Below are 18,364 nucleotides of genomic sequence, written 5' to 3' on the forward strand. Positions count from 1 at the left end.
GGCGTGTCGCTCAGGTGCCGGGGCGGCGGCCGATCAGGGTTTCACCGGGCGTGGGGCGGGCGACGCCGGTGTGGGCCGGCCGTGCTGGGCCGACCCGGACGTGCCGCTCGCCCCCGATGCCTGCTCCGCCGCACCGACCGGGGCGGCTCCCCCGCCACCACTCCCACCGGACTGCGGATCGAACGTGCACGCGCCAGCGCCGACCAGCACGACCACCACCAGGGCAACAAGTCGGGGAATGCTCCGGACACGCCTCATGGCACCTCCCCTGGACAGTTGTCCCACTACTAGACGTTCGTGCGTGCCGTCCTGGTTGCGTCCGGTGAGCATCTTTCTTTCCACGTCCTCCGTCGTGTAACACTGGTTGGTCGGCCAGCGGCGGGTAAGTGACCGCCGCAGCCCCGACGGCCAACCGAGGAGAGGACGCTGGCGTGAGTGGTGGACCACTGATCGTGCAGTCGGACAAGACCCTGCTGCTGGAGATCGACCACCCCGATGCGCAGGCCTGCCGGATGGCGATCGCGCCCTTCGCCGAGTTGGAGCGCTCTCCGGAGCACGTGCACACGTATCGGCTGACCCCGCTCGGGCTGTGGAACGCGCGGGCCGCGGGCCACGACGCCGAGGGCGTGGTCGACTCGCTGATCAAGTACTCGCGCTATCCAGTGCCGCACGCGCTGCTTGTCGACGTGGCCGAGACGATGGACCGGTACGGCCGGCTCCAGCTCGCCAACGACCCCGCGTACGGGCTGGTGCTGCGGGCGCTCGACCGGCTGGTGCTGATCGAGGTGGCCAAGAGCAAGAAGCTCGCCGGGATGCTCGGCGACAAGATCGACGACGACACGATCCGGGTGCACCCGTCCGAGCGTGGCCGGCTCAAGCAGGCGCTGCTCAAGCTGGGCTGGCCAGCGGAGGACCTGGCCGGGTACGTCGACGGTGAGGCGCACCCGATCGAGCTGGCCGAGGCCGGCAAGGACGGACGCAAACCGTGGACGCTGCGGTCGTACCAGCGCGAGGCCGTCGAGGCGTTCTGGGCCGGCGGGTCGGGCGTGGTGGTGCTGCCCTGCGGCGCCGGCAAGACCCTCGTCGGTGCTGCGGCGATGGCCGAGGCGAAGGCGACCACACTCATCCTGGTCACCAACACGGTCGCGGGCCGGCAGTGGAAGCGGGAGCTGATCGCCCGCACGTCGCTGACCGAGGAGGAGATCGGCGAGTACTCGGGCGAGCGCAAGGAGATCCGCCCGGTCACCATCGCGACGTACCAGGTGCTCACCTCCCGCAAGGGAGGCGCGTTCACCCACCTGGACCTGTTCGGGGCCCGCGACTGGGGCCTGGTCGTCTACGACGAGGTGCACCTGCTGCCCGCGCCGATCTTCCGCTTCACGGCGGACCTCCAGGCCCGCCGTCGGCTGGGCCTGACGGCGACTCTGGTACGCGAGGACGGCCGCGAGGGCGACGTCTTCAGCCTGATCGGGCCGAAGCGGTACGACGCGCCGTGGAAGGACATCGAGTCGCAGGGCTGGATCGCCCCGGCCGAGTGTGTCGAGGTCCGGGTGACGCTCACCGACGCGGAGCGCATGTCGTACGCGACGGCGGAGGCCGAGGAGCGTTACCGGATGGCGGCGACCGCGCGCACTAAGCTGCCGGTGGTCAAGGCGCTCGTCGACCGGCACCCCAACGACCAGGTGCTGGTGATCGGCGCGTACATCGACCAGTTGCACCAGATCGGCGAATACCTGGACGCCCCGATCGTGCAGGGCTCCACCACGAACAAGGAGCGGGAACGGCTGTTCGACGCGTTCCGCACCGGCGAGCTGCGCACCTTGGTGATCTCCAAGGTCGGCAACTTCTCCATCGACCTGCCGGAGGCGGCGGTGGCGATCCAGGTGTCCGGCACGTTCGGGTCACGCCAGGAGGAGGCCCAGCGACTGGGTCGGGTGCTGCGCCCGAAGGCCGACGGCCGGCAGGCGCACTTCTACACGGTCGTCTCCCGGGACACGATCGACACCGAGTACGCCGCTCACCGGCAGCGCTTCCTCGCCGAGCAGGGGTACGCGTACACGATCGTCGACGCCGACGACGTCCTCGGCCCGTCCCTGCCGTCCTTCGACTGACGCCCTCGCGGCCCTGGTCGCGCGGCTTGATCGACTCGATTTCCGGGAAACCGGGGTGTCCCGAGCGCCCCGACACCCCGCCATCCTGGAACCCGAGTTGATTGAGATTCGGTCAGCGGGAGAAGCGGCCGACCAGCACCGCGAGCCGGCGGTCGTGGCCTTCCCGGCGAAGCCTGTCGCTGCGCATGAGCGTGACCAGACCGTGCAGGCCACTCCAGAACGTCTCGGTGAGGACCTCGAGGTCACCGTCCCCGGCGAACGGGCGGACCGTCTCGGCCAGCTCGGCGAAGCCGCGAGCGAGGTCGGTCGGCACGTCCGAGCTGGCGAACGGCAGGTCCACGGCGAGGGTGAACATCGCGTCGTAGAGCGCGGGCCGCTGCTCGGCGAACCTGACGTACGCGGCCGCGACGTCGGCGACCGCCTGTCGCGGGTCGGCGGCGGACGCGCGGGCGGTCACCAGCCTGGTCGCCAGTTCGGCGAAGCCCTCGACGGCGACCGCCGCCATGATGGCGTCCTTGCCCTTGAAGTGGCTGTAGAGGACGGGCTGGCTGTACTCGATCTGTCACCCCTGGCCTACGGACTCGCCATCGTGCTCAGCCTCTTCGTCGTCTTCATCGGCGCGCGGTTCCTGCTGGTGCCGCAGGCCGCGGCAGCCGGGTACGGCGTACCGGCCCGACCGGACGGCGATCCCGCCTACCTCACCGTCAAAGGACTGAAGGACCTCACCTTCGGGCTGATCGGCCTCGCCCTGATCGCCTTCACCACTGCCGACGCGGTCGCGTGGTTCATGCTGATCGTCGCGCTCGTCCTCCTGGGCGACACCCTCATCGTGCTATGCAGCGGCGGAACGAAGGCCGTAGCGTTCGGCATCCACTTCGCGACGGCCGCAGTGGTCCTCCTCGACGCCGCCCTCCTGTTCGCCCTGTAACGCCCCACGCTTCCCCGAGTCGATCAAGGGTGAAGAGCGCACCGGCCCGGGACCAGCATCGGTCCCGGGCCGGCATTCACGCGGATCTGACTACTTGATCAGCTTCCAGGGGCCGTTCGTGTCGCCCGGCTGCTGGCCGCGCGTCCACCACTTCGCCTCGTAGACGTGCCCCTTGAAGGACACCCGGTCGCCGGCGTTGTACACCCTGGTCAGCGTCCAGGCGGCCGGGCTGTTGTCCGGCGGGGTCGGGGCGATCTCCTCCCACGACCCGTTGCGGTCACCCGGCTTCTGGTTGCGGGTGTACCACTGGGCCCGCCACTTCCTACCGTCGTACATCGCGATGTCGCCCGAGGTGAAGATCCGCGACGCGGTCCAGATCGCCGTACCGTCCTCGGTCATGGCGATTTCCTGCCACGCGCCGTTGGCGTCCGCGCCCGGCTTCTGGTTCTTCGTGTACCAGGAGGCCCGGAACATCCGACCCTGGTAGGTCACCCGGTCACCGTCGTTGTAGACCGTCGACGAACTCCACTGTGGTGGCAGGTTCACCGTCAGGGTGGCGGTGGCCTCGGCCGCGGTGAGGTGGTCGTCACCCGGGTACGAGGCGGTCAGCGCGTGCTGGCCTCCGGCCAGGCCCACCGGCAGGGTGAACGTCGCCGTGCCGTTGGTCAGCGTGGCCGAGCCGCGCACTGTCGTGCCCTCGCGCAACTCCACCGCGCCGGTGGCCGGCGTGCTGCCGGCGGCGACCTGCACTGTCACCGTCGCCGCCGTGCCCCAGGCGGTCGGGGTGGTGGTGACGGTCATCGTCGGGACCTTCTTGGCGGTCGTGAACACCGCCGGCTGGGCCACCGCCTCGCCGCCGTCGGCGCTCTTCGCCGACACGATCCAGCCGTACGAGGTGCCCGGCTGGAGCTGGTCCCACGTCGTCGTGGCCACGTCGTTCGAAGTGACCTCGTCGGTGCCGATCGTGCCGGCCGGCACGTACGCGGCGAGCGAGTCGGTGGTGAACGACGTCTTGCGGGTGCTGAGGTCCACCGGCAGGGTCAGGTTGTCCTCCGAGCCGTTGTAGCGCGGCTTGGGCTGGCTGCCGTCCTGGCGGACGTCGTACTCGGTCGCTCCGAAGTTCTTGAGGAACGGCGAGTACGTGTCGATGTGCATCTCGGCCCGGTCCACGTCGAACTGGAGCAGCCGCAGGAAGCTCGCCCCGAACTGCAACCGGTCGGTCCCTTTGTGGTCCGGCGTGCCGTCGCCGTTGACGTCGATGGTGCCGTCGGCGGCGACCTGGTTCGGCCACAGCTCGGCGGCGGTCACCGTGTAGAACTGGTAGTCGGCCAGCAGCTCGACGACATCGTGGCTGACCGTCACGCCGATCTTCGACTTCAGGTTGGTGCCGACGCCGTGCTCGTGCCCGGCGAGCACCAGGAAGACGTTCGGGTTGGTCTCGACGACCTGCTTGAACAACGGCGAGCCGTCCGGGGCGGAGAAGTCCGCGCCGCGACCGTCGGGGTTGGCCGACGGCTTCAGGTAGTCGTGCGAGAGCAGGATCCCGTTGCGGTCCTTGTACCGCTTGAAGATCGAGTCGGCCCACTTGGCCTCGGCCGGCGTGACGCCGTACGACAGACCGACCGCCACGAAGTCCAGGCCACCGGCGGAGAACAGCAGGTAGTTGTTCTGGTTGTCCTTGCCCGGCGTGACCGAGCCGTCGGCGTTCGTCTTCTCGTCCCAGGCGTGGTACTCGGTGCCCTTCGGCCAGGCCTTCGCCGTCCCGTAGTACCGGTCGGCGCTGAAGGTCCGACTGAACCGGGAGGTGGGGCCGGTCTCGGCGCCCAGTTGGTCGTCGTGGTTGCCCGCGATGACCTGGTTGACGACACCGTTGTCGTCGAGGATCTTCTGGAAGCCCGAGGCGGTGGCGAGTTCCTTCTCCACCTGCCCGTTCAGGCCGGGCCGCTTCAGCGAGCCGTCCGGGTTCTTGGCCAGCGGGTCGTAGTAGTCGTTCTCGATGACATCGCCGGTGTGCGCGGTGTACGCGATCTTGCGGCTGTCCGCGTTGTCGGCGATCCACTGCATCTGGTCGCGGTACGCGGCCGACCAGATCGCCTGCTCCTCTGCGGTCTCGACGTCCGAGGGCTCGGCGTTGCCGTCGAAGTCGTCGTACGTGCCGCCGGCCGCACCTTCGGTGACGTACTGGGTGTCGGTGAAGTGCGCCAACGAGAAGTCGTACGACGCGGGGTCCTCGAAGCGGTCCTTGTCGTTCTGCGCCGTCGAGTCGCGCGGCGACAGATCGTCGGCGAACGGGTCCTCGCCGGTGACCAGCACGTGCACGACACCGCCGTCGCGGTAACCGGCCTCGACCGACGCGGTCAGGACGGTGTCCTGACCGGCCTTGCCACGCGAACTGGTGAGCACGACCCATTTCCCGGTGGCCGGGTTCCACGCCCGTAGCGCCACGATTCGCGCCGGGTCGATGCTGCCCGACCAGCGCAACGTCGGCTCCTGCTTGGTGGCGCCCAGCGGCAGGTCGTACCGCTGGAAGACCATACCGCGGCCGGATGGGCTGTCGATTGTCGAGCCGTCGAGCGGACGCAGCGAGGTGACGTCCACGCTCTGGTCGTGCTGGACGTCGAGCGTGGTCGGCACGTCGGTCGCCCCACCCTGGTAACCCTTGGTCGGCAGGACGACGTCGGCCTTGGTGAAGGTCGCGGTCAGACCGACACCGTCGGTGCCGGGAATCCGGGCGGACAGCTCCGCCGAGAGCGGGTCGGTGTTCCGGACCGTGGCGTTCAGCTCGGTCGGGATGTCCGGGATGCTCGCGCTACTGAAGCGCACCTCACGGGTCGCGGTGTTGCCGAGCGCGTCGGTCGCCGTCATCGCGATGACGTGTTGGCCGGCCGGCAGGCCGTGACCGATCTGGTCGCCCTGCTTCACCACCGCGCCGTCGAGCGTGATGGCCGGCGTGCCGACAACCCCGCTGGCGTCCTTGACCGTGAGGTTGAGCGCCACTGTCGAGGTCAGCCGCTGGCCGGCCGCAGGGACGCTGCTGGCGATCTCCGGCGCGGTGTTGTCGGTGGTGAACCGCCGCGTCGAGGTCTTGTCGCCGACGACCGCCTTGATGGTGTGGGCGCCGTCCGCGATCGTCGCGGTGTCCACGTCGGCGCGCTTGCCCAGCGCCGGCAGCGCCGAGCCGTCCTGGGCGGTGACGTCGAACAGGACCATCGTGGTGAGGCCACCGTTGAAGCTGCTGCCGCAGGTGCCGTCACCGACATACGTGGTCACCGGCGAGCCGGCCGGGTAGGTGGCCGAGCCGATGGTGACGGTCGTCTGCCCGACCGAGCGGGTCAACCGGGTGGCCTTCGCGCCGGTGGGCAGCAGCTCGAAGTCCCGCAGCGTGAAGTCGTCGTAGTTGTCGCAGCCACCCGGCTTGGCACTGCCGTGGTCGCTGCCCGCCACGAACTCCAGGGCGTTGACGCCGGGCACCAGCCACTCGTTTGGGAAGGCGAGGTCGGCGACCTCCTTCTCCCACATCCCGATCTCCAGCGGGATGCCGTTGACCAGCACCTTGTTGTCGTACCCGTTGTCGCTGCCGTTGCCACCGACGAACACCGTCAGGTGCGCGTCGCCGCCGCTGGCGAGGGTGTCGACGGTGCGGGTCGTCGGCGCGTCCGCGACGGTGAAGTGGAACTCGGCGTCCTTGTTGGCGCCGCAGGTGCCGTCGCCCAGCGACAGGGACGCGGCGGTCGTCTCCGCCTTCGTCACGGTCGTGCCGCTGGTGGTGACCAGGTACGTGGTGCCTGCCGTCACCGTGCCCGCCGTACTCAGCGTGAGGCTGGTGGCCTCCCGCGTGATCTTGAAGTCGTCGTGGTTGGCACAGGTGGCGCCGTTGAGCGTGCCGTTGTAGTCGCCGGTGCGCACCTGTACGACGTTGTCGCCGAGGTGCAGGAACCCGTTCGGGAACGCCAGCTTCACGGCCTCCGCGCCGAGCGCGCCGTAGTCACCGCCGAGGTCGACCCGGTGACCGTTGACCAGCGCGTAGTTCTGGTAGCGGGCCTCGATCGAGTTGCCGGCCTCGACCGTGAGGCCGAGGGTGGCGGTGCCGGCAGCCAGCGTCTCGGCGTTCTCGGCGGGCTTGTCGTCGATGGCGAGCGACTCGACGCGGTCTTTGCCGTCGGCCGCGAGCGCGGCGATGACCGGCTGGGTTCCGCGTACGCGGGCACCGTCATCGGGCGTGACGACGGCCGCGCCGGCCGGGGCGTTGTTGACGTCGACCGCCACGCTCGTCTTCGCGCCCGACAGGGCCGTCGCGCTGACGGTGTGCGTACCGTTGGTGAGCTTCGTCGTGTCGAGGTCGGTCCGCAGGCCGGACGTGCTGCCCGGCTCACCGGAGATGACGAAGGTGAGGTCCTGGTTGAGCAGCTTCGCCGAGCTGCCGCAGGTGCCGTCACCGAAGTTGTAGCTGAACAGGTTCTGCTCACCGTCGGCGACCACGCCGAGAAGGCTGAGGCTGATGCTGCTCAGCGCGTAGTCGTCGTAGTTGGGGCAGCGGCCACCCTCGCCGTTCGGCAGTTCCTCGTAGCCGACGGTGGTCTTCGTGGTGGTGTCGACCCAGTTCGCTCCGGCGTGCACCGAGACGGTGTTCGGGCCGGGCTTCAACCAGTCGCCCGGGAAGTCGAGGGTGCCCACCCGCCCGCCCGGGACGTCCGGGAAGTAGACCCGGTCGGCGTCGGCCGTGTGCCCGTTGACGGTGAGGTAGTTGCGGTAGCGGGCCTCGGTGCCGTTGCCACCCATCTCGAACGCGAAGTGGGCGGTGCCCGCGGTCTTGTCGGCGGCGATCTTGTCGCCGTCGACCGCGAGCGTGGTCACCGAGTCGTTCTCGGTGACCGGCTCGACGACGACAGGCACCTTGCCCTCGACGTTCTGCCCGTCGCTCAGGCTGATCAGCGGCGTGGTCGCGCTGGCCGGCACGGCCTCCGCTCCGGCCAGCGCCGGATGCAGGGTCGTCGCCGGTCCGGCGATGAGGACGAGCGCCATCGCGGACAGCAGTCCGCGTGTTCGCTTCCGGCGCGCACGTTGTTCGTGCGTCATGGCGGGGTTTCTCCTTTGTTGGGTGCAAGGAACCGCCGACGCCGTGATGCCGACTGCGGCGGGCAGAGGGGGCCGCCCTGGTGGCGGCCGGTCTCAGGACGACGGTCGGACGCGGGTGACCCGTCGGCGACGTACCTGGCGTCGCAGGATCGAGACAGCGGCCGCGACGAGCAGGAGGGGGCCGACGGCCAGGGCGGCCCGCTGGGCCGCGCCGCGGTCGTGGCCCGTCCCGCTGTCGGCAGCCGCTGGCGGTGGAGCGTCGCCGAGCAGCCAGTCGTGGGAATACTCGTCGGGGCCGTACACCTGGCGTTTGCCCTCGGGTCCGGTCGCCACCGTGCGGTACGCGGGGTCGAGGTCGGTCAGCATCCGGATCTCGATGCGCGCGACGCCGAGCGGGCCGGGGCAGGTGTAGTCGACGTCCACACCGGAGTCGCTCGCCTTTCCGACGACGCCGGCGCACGCGTGCCCGTCGCTGCTGACGGTCATCTGTGTTCGCAGGTAGTCCGCGAACGGCTTAGATCCGGCGAGGATCGTCGCGTCCTTCTCTCGAGTGTCGACGGCACCGTCAAGCAGGACGCGGTCCTGCGGCAACAGGCCGAGGCGGACGCCGAGGAGAGTCAGCTCGTCGACACCGCCCGGCTTCCACCTCAGGTGCACCACGTCGGGGCGGGCCGTGTCCGGCGTGATGGTCACGGTTTGCGGATAGCCGTACGGGTGGGCTGCGGCGGGGACCGCCGGAGCGAGCAGGGCGAGGGTGGCCGCCGCCGACATCACGACGCGGCGGGGCCACCGAGCGGTTTCGGGCATGCCAGCGCTCCGGTCTACAGGGCTGTGGCACGCCGGTGGGCGCGGCCGTTCAGTGACCCTGCCGGCCGTTGGCGAACTCGCCAGGCGAGCTTGATGAGAAACGGGCGCAGCGAGGGTGAACAGTTAGTTGATCAACTGAGCCTTTCAGGGCACACCACGGGACATGCGGCCGCAGGTCTCGTGACCAACGTCGACCCTGCGACCACGCTCAGTTGCTCCCGCGTGGAAGGAATCCAATTTCCTCGATGCGGGCCATGATGGCCCCGACGAAGGCGGCGAAGCCGATCTCCAGATCCGGCTGTCGAACGGGCGCATCGACCTCCGGCGATGAGGTAACTAGGCAGGTGGCGTCGTACAGGCCGGCGCTCCGTAGGCGCTTACAGAGGATCACGTAGCGGTCGAGGTATGAGGTCTCGGCGAACGCGGGATCGATCGGGAACGAGCCGCTCCGAGGGCGACCCTTGCGGATCGAGCCCGGCGCCTCCTCCACCAACAGCAGGTAGCCGAGCCACGGCCTCAACCGACCCAGTAGGCCATGGTCGTACGCCTGCCGCAAGTCGACTGCGCTGCCGATTGCCTCTTCGTTCCGGTTGTTGAAGTTGTTGCTGAACGACGGACCAACGTGCGACTTGAGCTCGATCGCCGCCACCAACTGGCCCTCGTGAAACACGACGAGGTCCCACTTCTTGGCGGGCCGAAAATGGCCCGGCAGCTCGACCCCGGACTTACAGCGCACGGCACCGGACGGAAACCCCGCATTCCGGAACACGTTCGCGAGGAGCTCTGTCATCGCGTCGAGATGCGCTCCGCCAGTGACCGCGCCCCGCCCTCCGGTATCGGCCCTGCCGGACAAAAGCTTCTTAGCGGCCTGCGACTCGCGCACCACCCATGAGCTACGAACCGCTTCTTCGAACGAGCGCTGATCCACCGATCACATCTCCAGTGCCTCGATCCCGTACACACGCAGCGCAACCTCCGTCGCCGCGCGGGTATCCCGATCATCGAAGGCGGCGGCGAGCGCAGCACGGTCGCCGGCCGAGATCGCCTCTGGCCTCGGGACGCGGATTCGACGCAGGTACTGAGCTTGGAATCGAAGGGTGCCGCCCCGCATCTTAACGGCGTATGCCTCGACAAATGCCTGTGCGACACCCGAGAGCAGGAGTCCACCTAGGACTCTGAGGTCCCATGCGTCCGAGACGATGTAGTAAAGGTTGTGATGCGGATAGAAACCACCCTCGTCTAGGACAGGGTGGATGGTGGTCTTCATGTCCGGAAGCAAGAGTTTCGGGCGCTCGATCAGGGAATGGTCGACTTTGTCGATGGTCCTGTACCAGTGGGCAGGGCGCTTGCTGGCAACGTGCCGGCGTTTGAGGGCTGCCGCGTGCCGCTGGTAGTACGCCCGGAGGCGTGGAAGCGCGGCCAGGTCCACCAGCTGACCGCCGGAGTCCCATGGATTGACGAGATATTGGCCGGACCAGGAGTGACTCCCCGAGGTCGTGTCCTTGACCATCGACAGCGGCAGTAGCCGCCGCGGTTCGACGTCAGCGTCCGTGGTGATGAAGACGCTGTCGGCACCCGTGGCAACGCCGATACCGACCCGGGTCCCGGTGTTGGCGTCCTCGAGCGGGGGAAAGCGGTCATTCAGTTCGTCGATCAAGGCCAGGCGGGATGGAGATCCAGCTGGCCAGGAGTCGCCTCCGGTAAACCAGTGGGGCAGTCGCGCGACCTCGTACCGGTCGTTCGCCAGGGTCGCCAGATCCGTGGCCGAGATCGACTCCACCAACTCCAAGGCATCCTGAGGCCCGAAGCCTCGCCGGGTATCCACCACTACGGCGCCGCCCTGCCGGGCGCGGCGGACCACGGTGACGGCTGGATAGGCTGATACCTGTTCCTCGAATGCGTCGACGTCGTGCATGGTCACCGTGACGTCGACGCTGTAGCCGGCGCTGATGAGCTCCCGCAACTGCCGGCCGTACTGATTGCGCATCCAGCGGTCGGCACAGATGAACGCGAGGACTCCGCCCGGCCCGAGAGAACGCAGAGCCCGTTCGTAGAAACCGACGTATAGGTCAGCGCGGCCGGTCATGGTTGGGCAAGCAGCACGGTAGGCGAGCATACGATCCGCAGGTACATCTTCCAGCCGGACGTACGGAGGGTTACCTACGACGAAGTCGACATCCTCATGGACATGCGGATCGAGCAGGTAGTCCCCCTGCCGCAGCCAAGCCGTTGCCACCTCGCGTGCTTCCGGGAGCGACCAGCCCTCATCGACCAGTACCTCCCGCACCAGCCGCCTACTGGCCGTCACGTTCGAGGCCAACAGGTCGTAGGACCGGACTGCCCGCTTGGCGTCGAGCAGGGGCCGATCGTACTTCCGGCACGAGGCGCTGACCCGGGCGGCCATCGCGGCCAGGAAGGCACCGCCCCCACAGGCTGGTTCGACCGCAACGAGCGCGGCAAGATCACGGTCAGCCGTGTAGCCGGCAAGATCGAGGATCAGGTCGACTACCCAGCGACGGGTGAAGACCTCGCCATGCTCGACGGACTCCGCCGGGATCGCGGTCAGCGACGACAGCGTCTCGCCGAGCACAAGTTGTCGCATCTCCGCTGCTACCGCCTTCACCCGACGAGCATAGGACAGCAAGCTCGGTGCAGATCAGACCAGCGCGCGGCTGACGCTGCCTGGGGGGCGAGAAGCCACGGCCGTCGGCACGTCAGACGGCGCCGTCAAAAGGCCACCGGCCTCGTCAGCGCCTGGTGACCTCGGCCACGAAGACGCCGCGTCCCGGTCGGCCAACCAGCACACCCCGCTCCCGCAGGACCGCCACTGCCCGGTGGATCGTCGACACCGACACGTCGTAGTGGTCGGACAACTGTTGAGTGGACGGAATCTTCGACCCGGGCTGGAACTCGCCCACCTCGATCCGCCTCAGCAGATCATTGATCAACTCGTCCATCGTCGGCGGAATCGGCACGTGAAGGCCCCTTGCAGTCGGTTGGCCCTCCCAGTATCGAGCAACAGGTGAAAGAGCGGCAACAACTGACGCAGGAGAAGCAGGTGAGCAGCGACAGCTAGATTCGACAGTGTGGCGGGACCTGATCAGCCAGCGCTGATGGGGGCACTCCGCGCGGCCGCGCTGGCCCGTGGGCGGATCCTGCATGCCCGCTTTCTCGACGAACGCGCCAGGAGCGGCACCTCACCCGTCGAGGACGCGGCCGAACTGCCGCTGTTCGAGCGTGCGAGCGAGTTGTACCAGGCGCTCGCCGACAACCGCGGCCAAGCCGAGGCGCTGTTCTGGATCGGCTGCCTGCACCAGATCGTCCGGCGCGACAACGAGACCGCCATTCCGTACCTGGATCGGTCCCGTCAGTTGGCGGCGCAGGTCGGCGACCGGTCGACCCAGGCCGAGGCACTGCGTCACCTGGGCATCGCGGCGCACATGGCCGGTCGGCTGGATGAGGCGCGCGAACGCCTGGAGGAGTCGTCGCGGCTGCGTCGAGAGGTGGGAGCACTGCCGGGCGTGGCCGCCAACATGGTCGGGCTGGCCTACGTCGCCGCCGCCCAGGACCGCCACGCGGACGCGCTCGCGACCCTCGACGAGGCGGCCGCCATCGCCCAGGCGCACGGCGCCCACGTCATCGTTCGACAGGTCGAAGAGGCGAGATCCCACATCTAGGCGGGTCAGAGGATTCGGGTGACCTGCTCGGCGGCGACGACCGCGTCCTGGCGCGCGGGGTCGAGGTTGGCGCTGATGACCACCGACGCGCCGGCCGAGAGCGGCGCGAGCAGCCACTTCAGCGGCTGCTCGTGTTCGGCCGCGTCGACCAGCAGTCGGTCACCGGCCCGCAGGTCGAGCATTCCGGCTACCTCCCGGGCGAGCGCGCCCCACTGACCGTAGGTGGTGCCGTCCGCGCTCGCCGGGTCCGTCGGGCGGATCGCGGTGTGGTTGGGCGTGACGTCCGCATGGCGAAGCACCTCGGCGGACCAGTCCAACCAGCCCAGCGGCACGTCGGCGAGCCGGCCCGGTCCGGTGCCGACCAGGTAGCGGTGCGGCGCGTCCGGCACGTCCTCCAACCAGTCGTTCTGGCGTTCGGGCGTCACGAAGACCGCGTCGAACGGCCGGTCGCCGCCGGGCTCCAGCACCGCCAGGCCCGCCGTGGCGCGCGGCCGGAACGACACCGCCAGGCCGCACGCCCACGCGCCCAACAACACCGTGGCGGTACGCCAGTGCGGCGGCAGTAACACCGCTACGCGGCTGCCTGGACCAAGCCCACAGCCGTCCCGCAGCAGGCTCGCGCTGCGCGCGGACCAGGCGCCGACCTGCTGTGTCGTGAGGTCCACGCGTTCACCGGTCGCCTCGTCGCGGTAGCTGAGCAGCGGGCTCTCAGTGGCGGTGGGCGGGACCGACTCCTCGGCCGTGGCGTGTGGCTGCATCCGCGTGCTCCCGGTGGTGACGACGTCCGCCCCACCCTACGCAAACGACTGTGGTCACCGTCCCCGCCGGCCGATGGCCGTGGCGACTGGTTGGATGGCTCGCGCACGGTGACCGACGACCTCCGTCGAGCCGACGAGTTCGGGCGCCCCGCAGCAGGTGCTCGACACCAGCGGACGTCACGCCGCTCACCTGTAGGAAATAACCGGGTCGACCTTCGACGACGGAGCCGGCTTGAGCTGGGAGCTGACACACACTCTTCGAAACCTCCGGACCTCGTCACCTATTCGCTGCGCTACTGTCCCTGCAGCGCACCGCGATCGTGTAGGCCGTCCTCGTCGTCCGCGCCGAAGCCAGCCGCCACGCGGGCTGTGATCCGCTCATTGTCCAGCCCCAGTCTGAATGCTTGACGCGGGTGATGACCGGGACGCACCCCGCGTGATCTCTCGTTCGTGGGGTGCGTCCCGGTTTGGAACGTCAAGAGGGGCAGCGGTACGGATGCCGGAGATCGTGGACGCGGGCTGCCCCGAAGACCTCATCACGTTCGTTCCGTCCGGCGTGTTTCTAAGTCTGACGCGGACGCCGGTTCCACCCGAGGTGCATTCGGCTGCCCGGATGCCCACTTTGCTTCTGGTCCATACGACGCCGGGAACGGCCGGATCTGCGCTGGCGGTGAAGGCCCTGTTGGCGCAGCCGTCGAGTGTGATCGAGCGAATGGTGGACGTCCCGCCGGCTTCGGTAGGCGCCGAACTCGATCTGGCCGGGGCGATCGCCCGCGCCGACATGCTGCGTCTGCCGGTCCTTCTTTCTGCAAATGCTACGGGCACGGATCACGTCCGAGTCCGCCCGATCGATGCTCTGGGGCGTCGCGTCTCCCCAGATAACGCGGACTATGGGCTCGTGCTGCCGGCTAGCCATTTGGTCGCTGAACGCGCCGCTGCCACCGCGGGCCCCGCCGGCGACCCGCATCGGGTCAAATCGGATGCGTCGAGGCTCGGCGAGTTCGGGGGTTTGCAGCACGAGAGCGTGGTCGTCAAGATGTCCGCCGATCTCCACGCACCTGCCCCGGCCCAGAAAGCGACTGAAGCTAAACCGCCAACCGCCACCCCGACTGCCGCATTGCTGCGTCTACGCGGCGGCTCCTCGTTCATGGAGCGGGTTCACGGTGCCGTCGGTAGCGCCTTTGTCACAAGCCAGTCAGACGCGCCGGCAGGCAGGTCGCTCGACAACGCGTCCGCTGTGCTCAGCACGGAGTGGTCGGGGCCCGGACAGCTGCTGTTGGATCGGCTGTGGCAGGAGCACCGGCAGCGGCGGCGGCGTCCAGATTGGCAGGGGCAGCGGCTGGACCGCCTCCGATTGTGGGGTCGTGATCCGTTTGGGCTGCGTGACCTACCACCCAAGCCAGACTTCCTGCCGCCGTCTTTCAACTCCTTCGACGCCGTCCCCACAAATAAATTGCTCGACATGTTTCACCGGCTCGACCTGACCGTCGCAGATTTGCCTGTGAACCTCAGATCGCTGAAGCGAGAAGACGGAAAGGTCTGGCGGGAGTCGGATGTGACGTGGATGGGTCCGCTGGCCGATCCCGCCGAATCGGACAGCAGCACTCTAGACGAGGCAGAGATGCCCAGGATCGTGCACACGTTCTGGTACGGAAGCGTACTGGACGATTTACACAGAACAACCTCGGCTTTTCAGCAGACAATTTCAAAGTCGGCGCAGAACGCCAAGAATCTAGGATTCGCCACGGTGCTGTGGACGACGGTGACCCGCGAGCAGTTCCGCTTCCCTGATTCATCGGTCGCAAATATGCGTGACTGGGCAAAGCGCAACGAGATCATACTGATCAACGTGCACGAGGTCTTCAATGTCGCCACGCCGATGCACCTGATGGATGAGTTCCAGCTCGCACTGTCGAAGGGAACATCCGGTGGGTACGCCGAGGGCAAAGACATTTCCCTCCCGGAGATCCTCCACCGTTTCGGTGGCATCGGCATGGACGGTGACAACGTTCTGCACAACACGAGGGGGTTGCGCGCGGCGTTCAGCCACTACGGATTCGCCCTCGAAGCCCTATCTACTTTGGGCGGCGTAGGTAACTCGGCGATGATGTCCGCGCGGTGGCATCCGGTCACCGTTAAGCTGATCGAATTGCTGCGGAAGAACTACACTCTGCACGTCGACCAACTAAGTCCGAGTTTCCACCGGATCGCCGACAATGAAGCCGATCAGAGCAAGTTTTACGCCAAAGATAGGTCTTCCAGATACCGAGCACGGTCTATCATGGAACGCAGTGGGCCGGACAATATAACGCTACTCCTGGGACCACCAACCGGACACCACTTCGATAGCATACCAGCTATCGACACACGCCATTTCAAGATGGGCAGAGCGCACACCTGGCTGCCTGAGCAGCACAGGGAACCGGAAGTTTTAGGTAACGTGAACAACGGGGCGGCGCAAGCCCGCGTGTTGCCGGCTCTGCAGCGGGCCGTCACATATCTCATTCGCGAGCTGGCAAACCGTAAGGGTGACCTTCACCTGCTGGCTGTCGAGCCGCTGATCAAGGATCTTCCGAATCCTACCGCTGCTTGGGAGGCAGTCGTCGGATTCCTTCTCACGTCACCCGACTTCCCGGACAGGATCCGGACAGCCACCTACTCACACTTTGTCAACCTGAATGACAGATCGGGTGAGGCGGCCAAGATTGAGCGCCACACCATTGAACTTCCACAGTCAGTTGGGAAGGCCCTCGGAATCCCGGCGCAGCCCCACGGATTGCCCGGCACCCACATGTGGCGGGGCGCATTTCAGGTGCCGGTCAAGCTGCGCTACCGGCCCTGGCTGACGATCGACTTCGGCGAGAAGCACACCACTCTGGACGACATCTCTTTGAGAAAACTTGGACAGATGGTCGATTCGGTGGCCGCTGACCAGCGTCGCGGATTCCAGGTCGATGTCTTCATCGAGGGCGGCGGGAACGGCGGCTTTTATGGCATGAGCCGAGGAGCGGAGAAAGTCGGATTGGCTCGCGCAACCACCGTGCACCGTCAGCTCAGCGACCATTTCCGGAACGTGCCGGGCCAAGTGGTTCTTCACACTCCTTTCTCTCGAGGCGCTGGGGAGTCGGCCGGGCCAGCGGTTATCAATGCTTCCGAGCAGGGTCGACGCCGGGTTGCCGTCTGGTGGTCGCGCCGGCTGCCACCGCTCATCGACCCGGTGCAGGTTAAGGTCGACCCCGACGGCGGACTCTTGGAACCGGCCAAGTCGGCTCTGCGAGCCCTGGCCTCCGCCGTCGTGGAGAGCGCGGCCGACGGCGCGCTGGAACTGCAGGTAGCCGCCAGGACCCGCGAACAGGTGCGGGGAGTGCTGAAGCAACTGATGCCGGAGGTGATCAACAACCTCCCGGATCACCAACGCGCGAAGGCCGTGACCGTCGCGGAGCTCGGGCCACCTGCCACGCTGCCCAGCGACACGGTGCTGATCCGCGCACGTCTGCAGCCGCTCGCGCCTCTCAGTCGCGCTGATCAGGACATGGTCACCGAGGTCAACAACAGGTTGTCGGAACACGGAATTCCACAGACCCCGGCCACCATCCTCGAGGTAGCTAACAAGCATCGGGACACGAACCTGAGCAATCAGGTCTCAAAGACTGTCGCGTATTTTCGTGACGCGCAACATCCGATCCGCCTACGCGGCGGCGCGGAATTGGGCGATCGAATACGCTCCGTAGTATCCCGCCCGCAGCCCAAGACTGAGGTCGTGGGCAACGACGGTGAAATCGGAGGTTTGGCTCCTACTACGCTGATCCACTCCCATGCGGATCCATCCCAGGCGGGTGTCAAGGTCGAGGCGCTCGGTGAGCCGAGTTGGCCGCTGCGGCTGACTGACGCCGTCACCAAACATGGTCACGTCTACGTGATTTCCGACAACGGCGAGCGCGAACAGTGGCCGCTACGCAGTGATCTGATCGCCGCCGCTGACCACCGGCATTCCGTAATCCTCCTGGACGCGAAAGCCGGTCGGCCGCCGCTTGCGTCGCACCTCGCCACACTGAGATACCTACTCGAACAACTCGCCCAACGCGGCCTACCACAACTGCCCGTCGTGGTCACTCCCGCCGCCGCCGATGATGTGCTCGTCGTGACAAAGGAGTACGGCGCTGTCACCGTGCATCAAACTCTCGGGAAATCCCAGAACAACAGCACCGCTCACCTTGCAGCCCTGTGGAAAGCCACCCGCACCGGGCAGCGCGCTTCAACCGGCACCTCTGACGAGCTCTGGCCCCGCATCACGGCCGGCGTCCTGCACGCCGCGGCCAAACTCGCCGAGCCCACTAAAATCGTCACCCGTATCGACGACACCTTCGGCGCGCTCGTCTGGGCCGCCGACCTCACTCAAGCTCGCACGGCCTTCGACAGGCTCAACACGCAATGGTCTCCGCAACAACTGACGAGCGGTCTGACCCACGTCAAACAGATCATCGAACGAGCCGGCGAACACCCTCACCTGATAGCCCTCGAACCCATACTGGAACTCGGCGTACGCGGCGAGGCCAACACCTTCTTCGACTACGCCAACACCCCAGAGACCGACCGTCCCCGAGCACTACTCAGCGCGGTACACCGCCTCGAAGAGGCCAACCTTCCCGGTGCATCGCCCGACGCCGACCCCACCACCATCCTCGGAAAGATGGTCACCGTGGTCGGCGGCAACGCTGACCTGACCTCTGTATCACAATCACTACTCGCCGCTCTCGACGACATCAAAGCCGGCAAATTTAACACTGCTGAACTGTTCAAAACCAACAACGCCCGCAAACTGCACGTCAACGAGAAGCTGCTCTTGGCCGACTCTGTCGCCGAACTGGCAGCCGTCATGCCCGACCACCACCAACAACTCGAACTGCTAGTTGAAGGCCTCCTCGACTGCCCGCCGAAATCGGGTCCGTCGAATTAACAGCCGGAGTGGACCGCCACGCCCTGCTACCCCCCCCCGAATGTGAGGTA

General features: G+C 67.4%; 12 protein-coding genes. 4 read left to right on the forward strand and 8 right to left on the reverse strand.

Features of this window, described 5'->3' with window-relative positions:
- Positions 1–33: 33 nt before the first annotated feature.
- Complete coding sequence (locus ACGFH9_RS17030) at positions 34–258, reverse strand: hypothetical protein (protein WP_393219905.1); 225 nt, start codon at positions 256–258, stop codon at positions 34–36.
- Between the two features lie 173 nt (positions 259–431).
- On the opposite strand from ACGFH9_RS17030, the gene ACGFH9_RS17035 reads away from it, so the two are divergent.
- Complete coding sequence (locus ACGFH9_RS17035; RefSeq protein ID WP_355235330.1) at positions 432–2,111, forward strand: DNA repair helicase XPB; 1,680 nt, start codon at positions 432–434, stop codon at positions 2,109–2,111.
- 112 nt (positions 2,112–2,223) lie between these two features.
- Here ACGFH9_RS17035 and ACGFH9_RS17040 read toward each other — a convergent pair whose 3' ends face one another.
- A complete protein-coding gene (locus tag ACGFH9_RS17040; RefSeq protein WP_393219907.1) occupies positions 2,224–2,616 on the reverse strand; it encodes a TetR-like C-terminal domain-containing protein in 393 nt (130 codons plus the stop codon).
- A gap of 21 nt (positions 2,617–2,637) precedes the next feature.
- On the opposite strand from ACGFH9_RS17040, the gene ACGFH9_RS17045 reads away from it, so the two are divergent.
- Positions 2,638–3,039, forward strand: a complete 402-nt coding sequence (locus tag ACGFH9_RS17045) for a DUF4267 domain-containing protein (RefSeq protein ID WP_393219910.1) — start codon at positions 2,638–2,640, stop codon at positions 3,037–3,039.
- 90 nt (positions 3,040–3,129) lie between these two features.
- Here ACGFH9_RS17045 and ACGFH9_RS17050 read toward each other — a convergent pair whose 3' ends face one another.
- The 5 genes from ACGFH9_RS17050 to ACGFH9_RS17070 form a co-directional block, all read right to left on the reverse strand.
- Positions 3,130–8,115 carry a carbohydrate-binding protein gene (locus tag ACGFH9_RS17050; RefSeq protein ID WP_393219913.1) on the reverse strand — a complete coding sequence of 1,662 codons (4,986 nt, stop codon included), beginning with the start codon at positions 8,113–8,115 and terminating at the stop codon, positions 3,130–3,132.
- Between the two features lie 93 nt (positions 8,116–8,208).
- Positions 8,209–8,922 carry a hypothetical protein gene (locus ACGFH9_RS17055; RefSeq protein WP_393219915.1) on the reverse strand — a complete coding sequence of 238 codons (714 nt, stop codon included), beginning with the start codon at positions 8,920–8,922 and terminating at the stop codon, positions 8,209–8,211.
- A 208-nt stretch (positions 8,923–9,130) separates the two neighbouring features.
- Positions 9,131–9,850: a PaeR7I family type II restriction endonuclease gene (locus ACGFH9_RS17060; RefSeq protein WP_393219918.1), complete on the reverse strand. Its 720-nt coding sequence runs from the start codon at positions 9,848–9,850 to the stop codon at positions 9,131–9,133.
- 3 nt (positions 9,851–9,853) lie between these two features.
- Positions 9,854–11,545, reverse strand: coding sequence for an Eco57I restriction-modification methylase domain-containing protein (locus tag ACGFH9_RS17065; protein ID WP_393219919.1), 1,692 nt, complete (start codon positions 11,543–11,545; stop codon positions 9,854–9,856).
- 124 nt (positions 11,546–11,669) lie between these two features.
- The gene (locus ACGFH9_RS17070) at positions 11,670–11,897 is read right to left on the reverse strand and encodes a winged helix-turn-helix domain-containing protein (protein WP_393219921.1); all 228 of its coding nucleotides are present in this window, start codon (positions 11,895–11,897) and stop codon (positions 11,670–11,672) included.
- A gap of 138 nt (positions 11,898–12,035) precedes the next feature.
- Here ACGFH9_RS17070 and ACGFH9_RS17075 point away from each other — a divergent pair, with 138 nt between their 5' ends.
- Positions 12,036–12,599 carry a tetratricopeptide repeat protein gene (locus ACGFH9_RS17075; RefSeq protein ID WP_393219924.1) on the forward strand — a complete coding sequence of 188 codons (564 nt, stop codon included), beginning with the start codon at positions 12,036–12,038 and terminating at the stop codon, positions 12,597–12,599.
- A 5-nt stretch (positions 12,600–12,604) separates the two neighbouring features.
- On the opposite strand, the gene ACGFH9_RS17080 is transcribed toward ACGFH9_RS17075, so the two are convergent.
- Entirely contained in the window at positions 12,605–13,357 is a 753-nt protein-coding gene (locus ACGFH9_RS17080) for a TIGR03089 family protein (RefSeq protein ID WP_393219926.1), read from the reverse strand.
- A gap of 496 nt (positions 13,358–13,853) precedes the next feature.
- Here ACGFH9_RS17080 and ACGFH9_RS17085 point away from each other — a divergent pair, with 496 nt between their 5' ends.
- Complete coding sequence (locus tag ACGFH9_RS17085) at positions 13,854–18,314, forward strand: hypothetical protein (protein WP_393219929.1); 4,461 nt, start codon at positions 13,854–13,856, stop codon at positions 18,312–18,314.
- The last annotated feature ends 50 nt before the right edge of the window (positions 18,315–18,364 follow it).

This window comes from Micromonospora sp. NPDC049102, from assembly GCF_043197485.1.
Taxonomy (GTDB): Bacteria; Actinomycetota; Actinomycetes; order Mycobacteriales; family Micromonosporaceae; genus Micromonospora.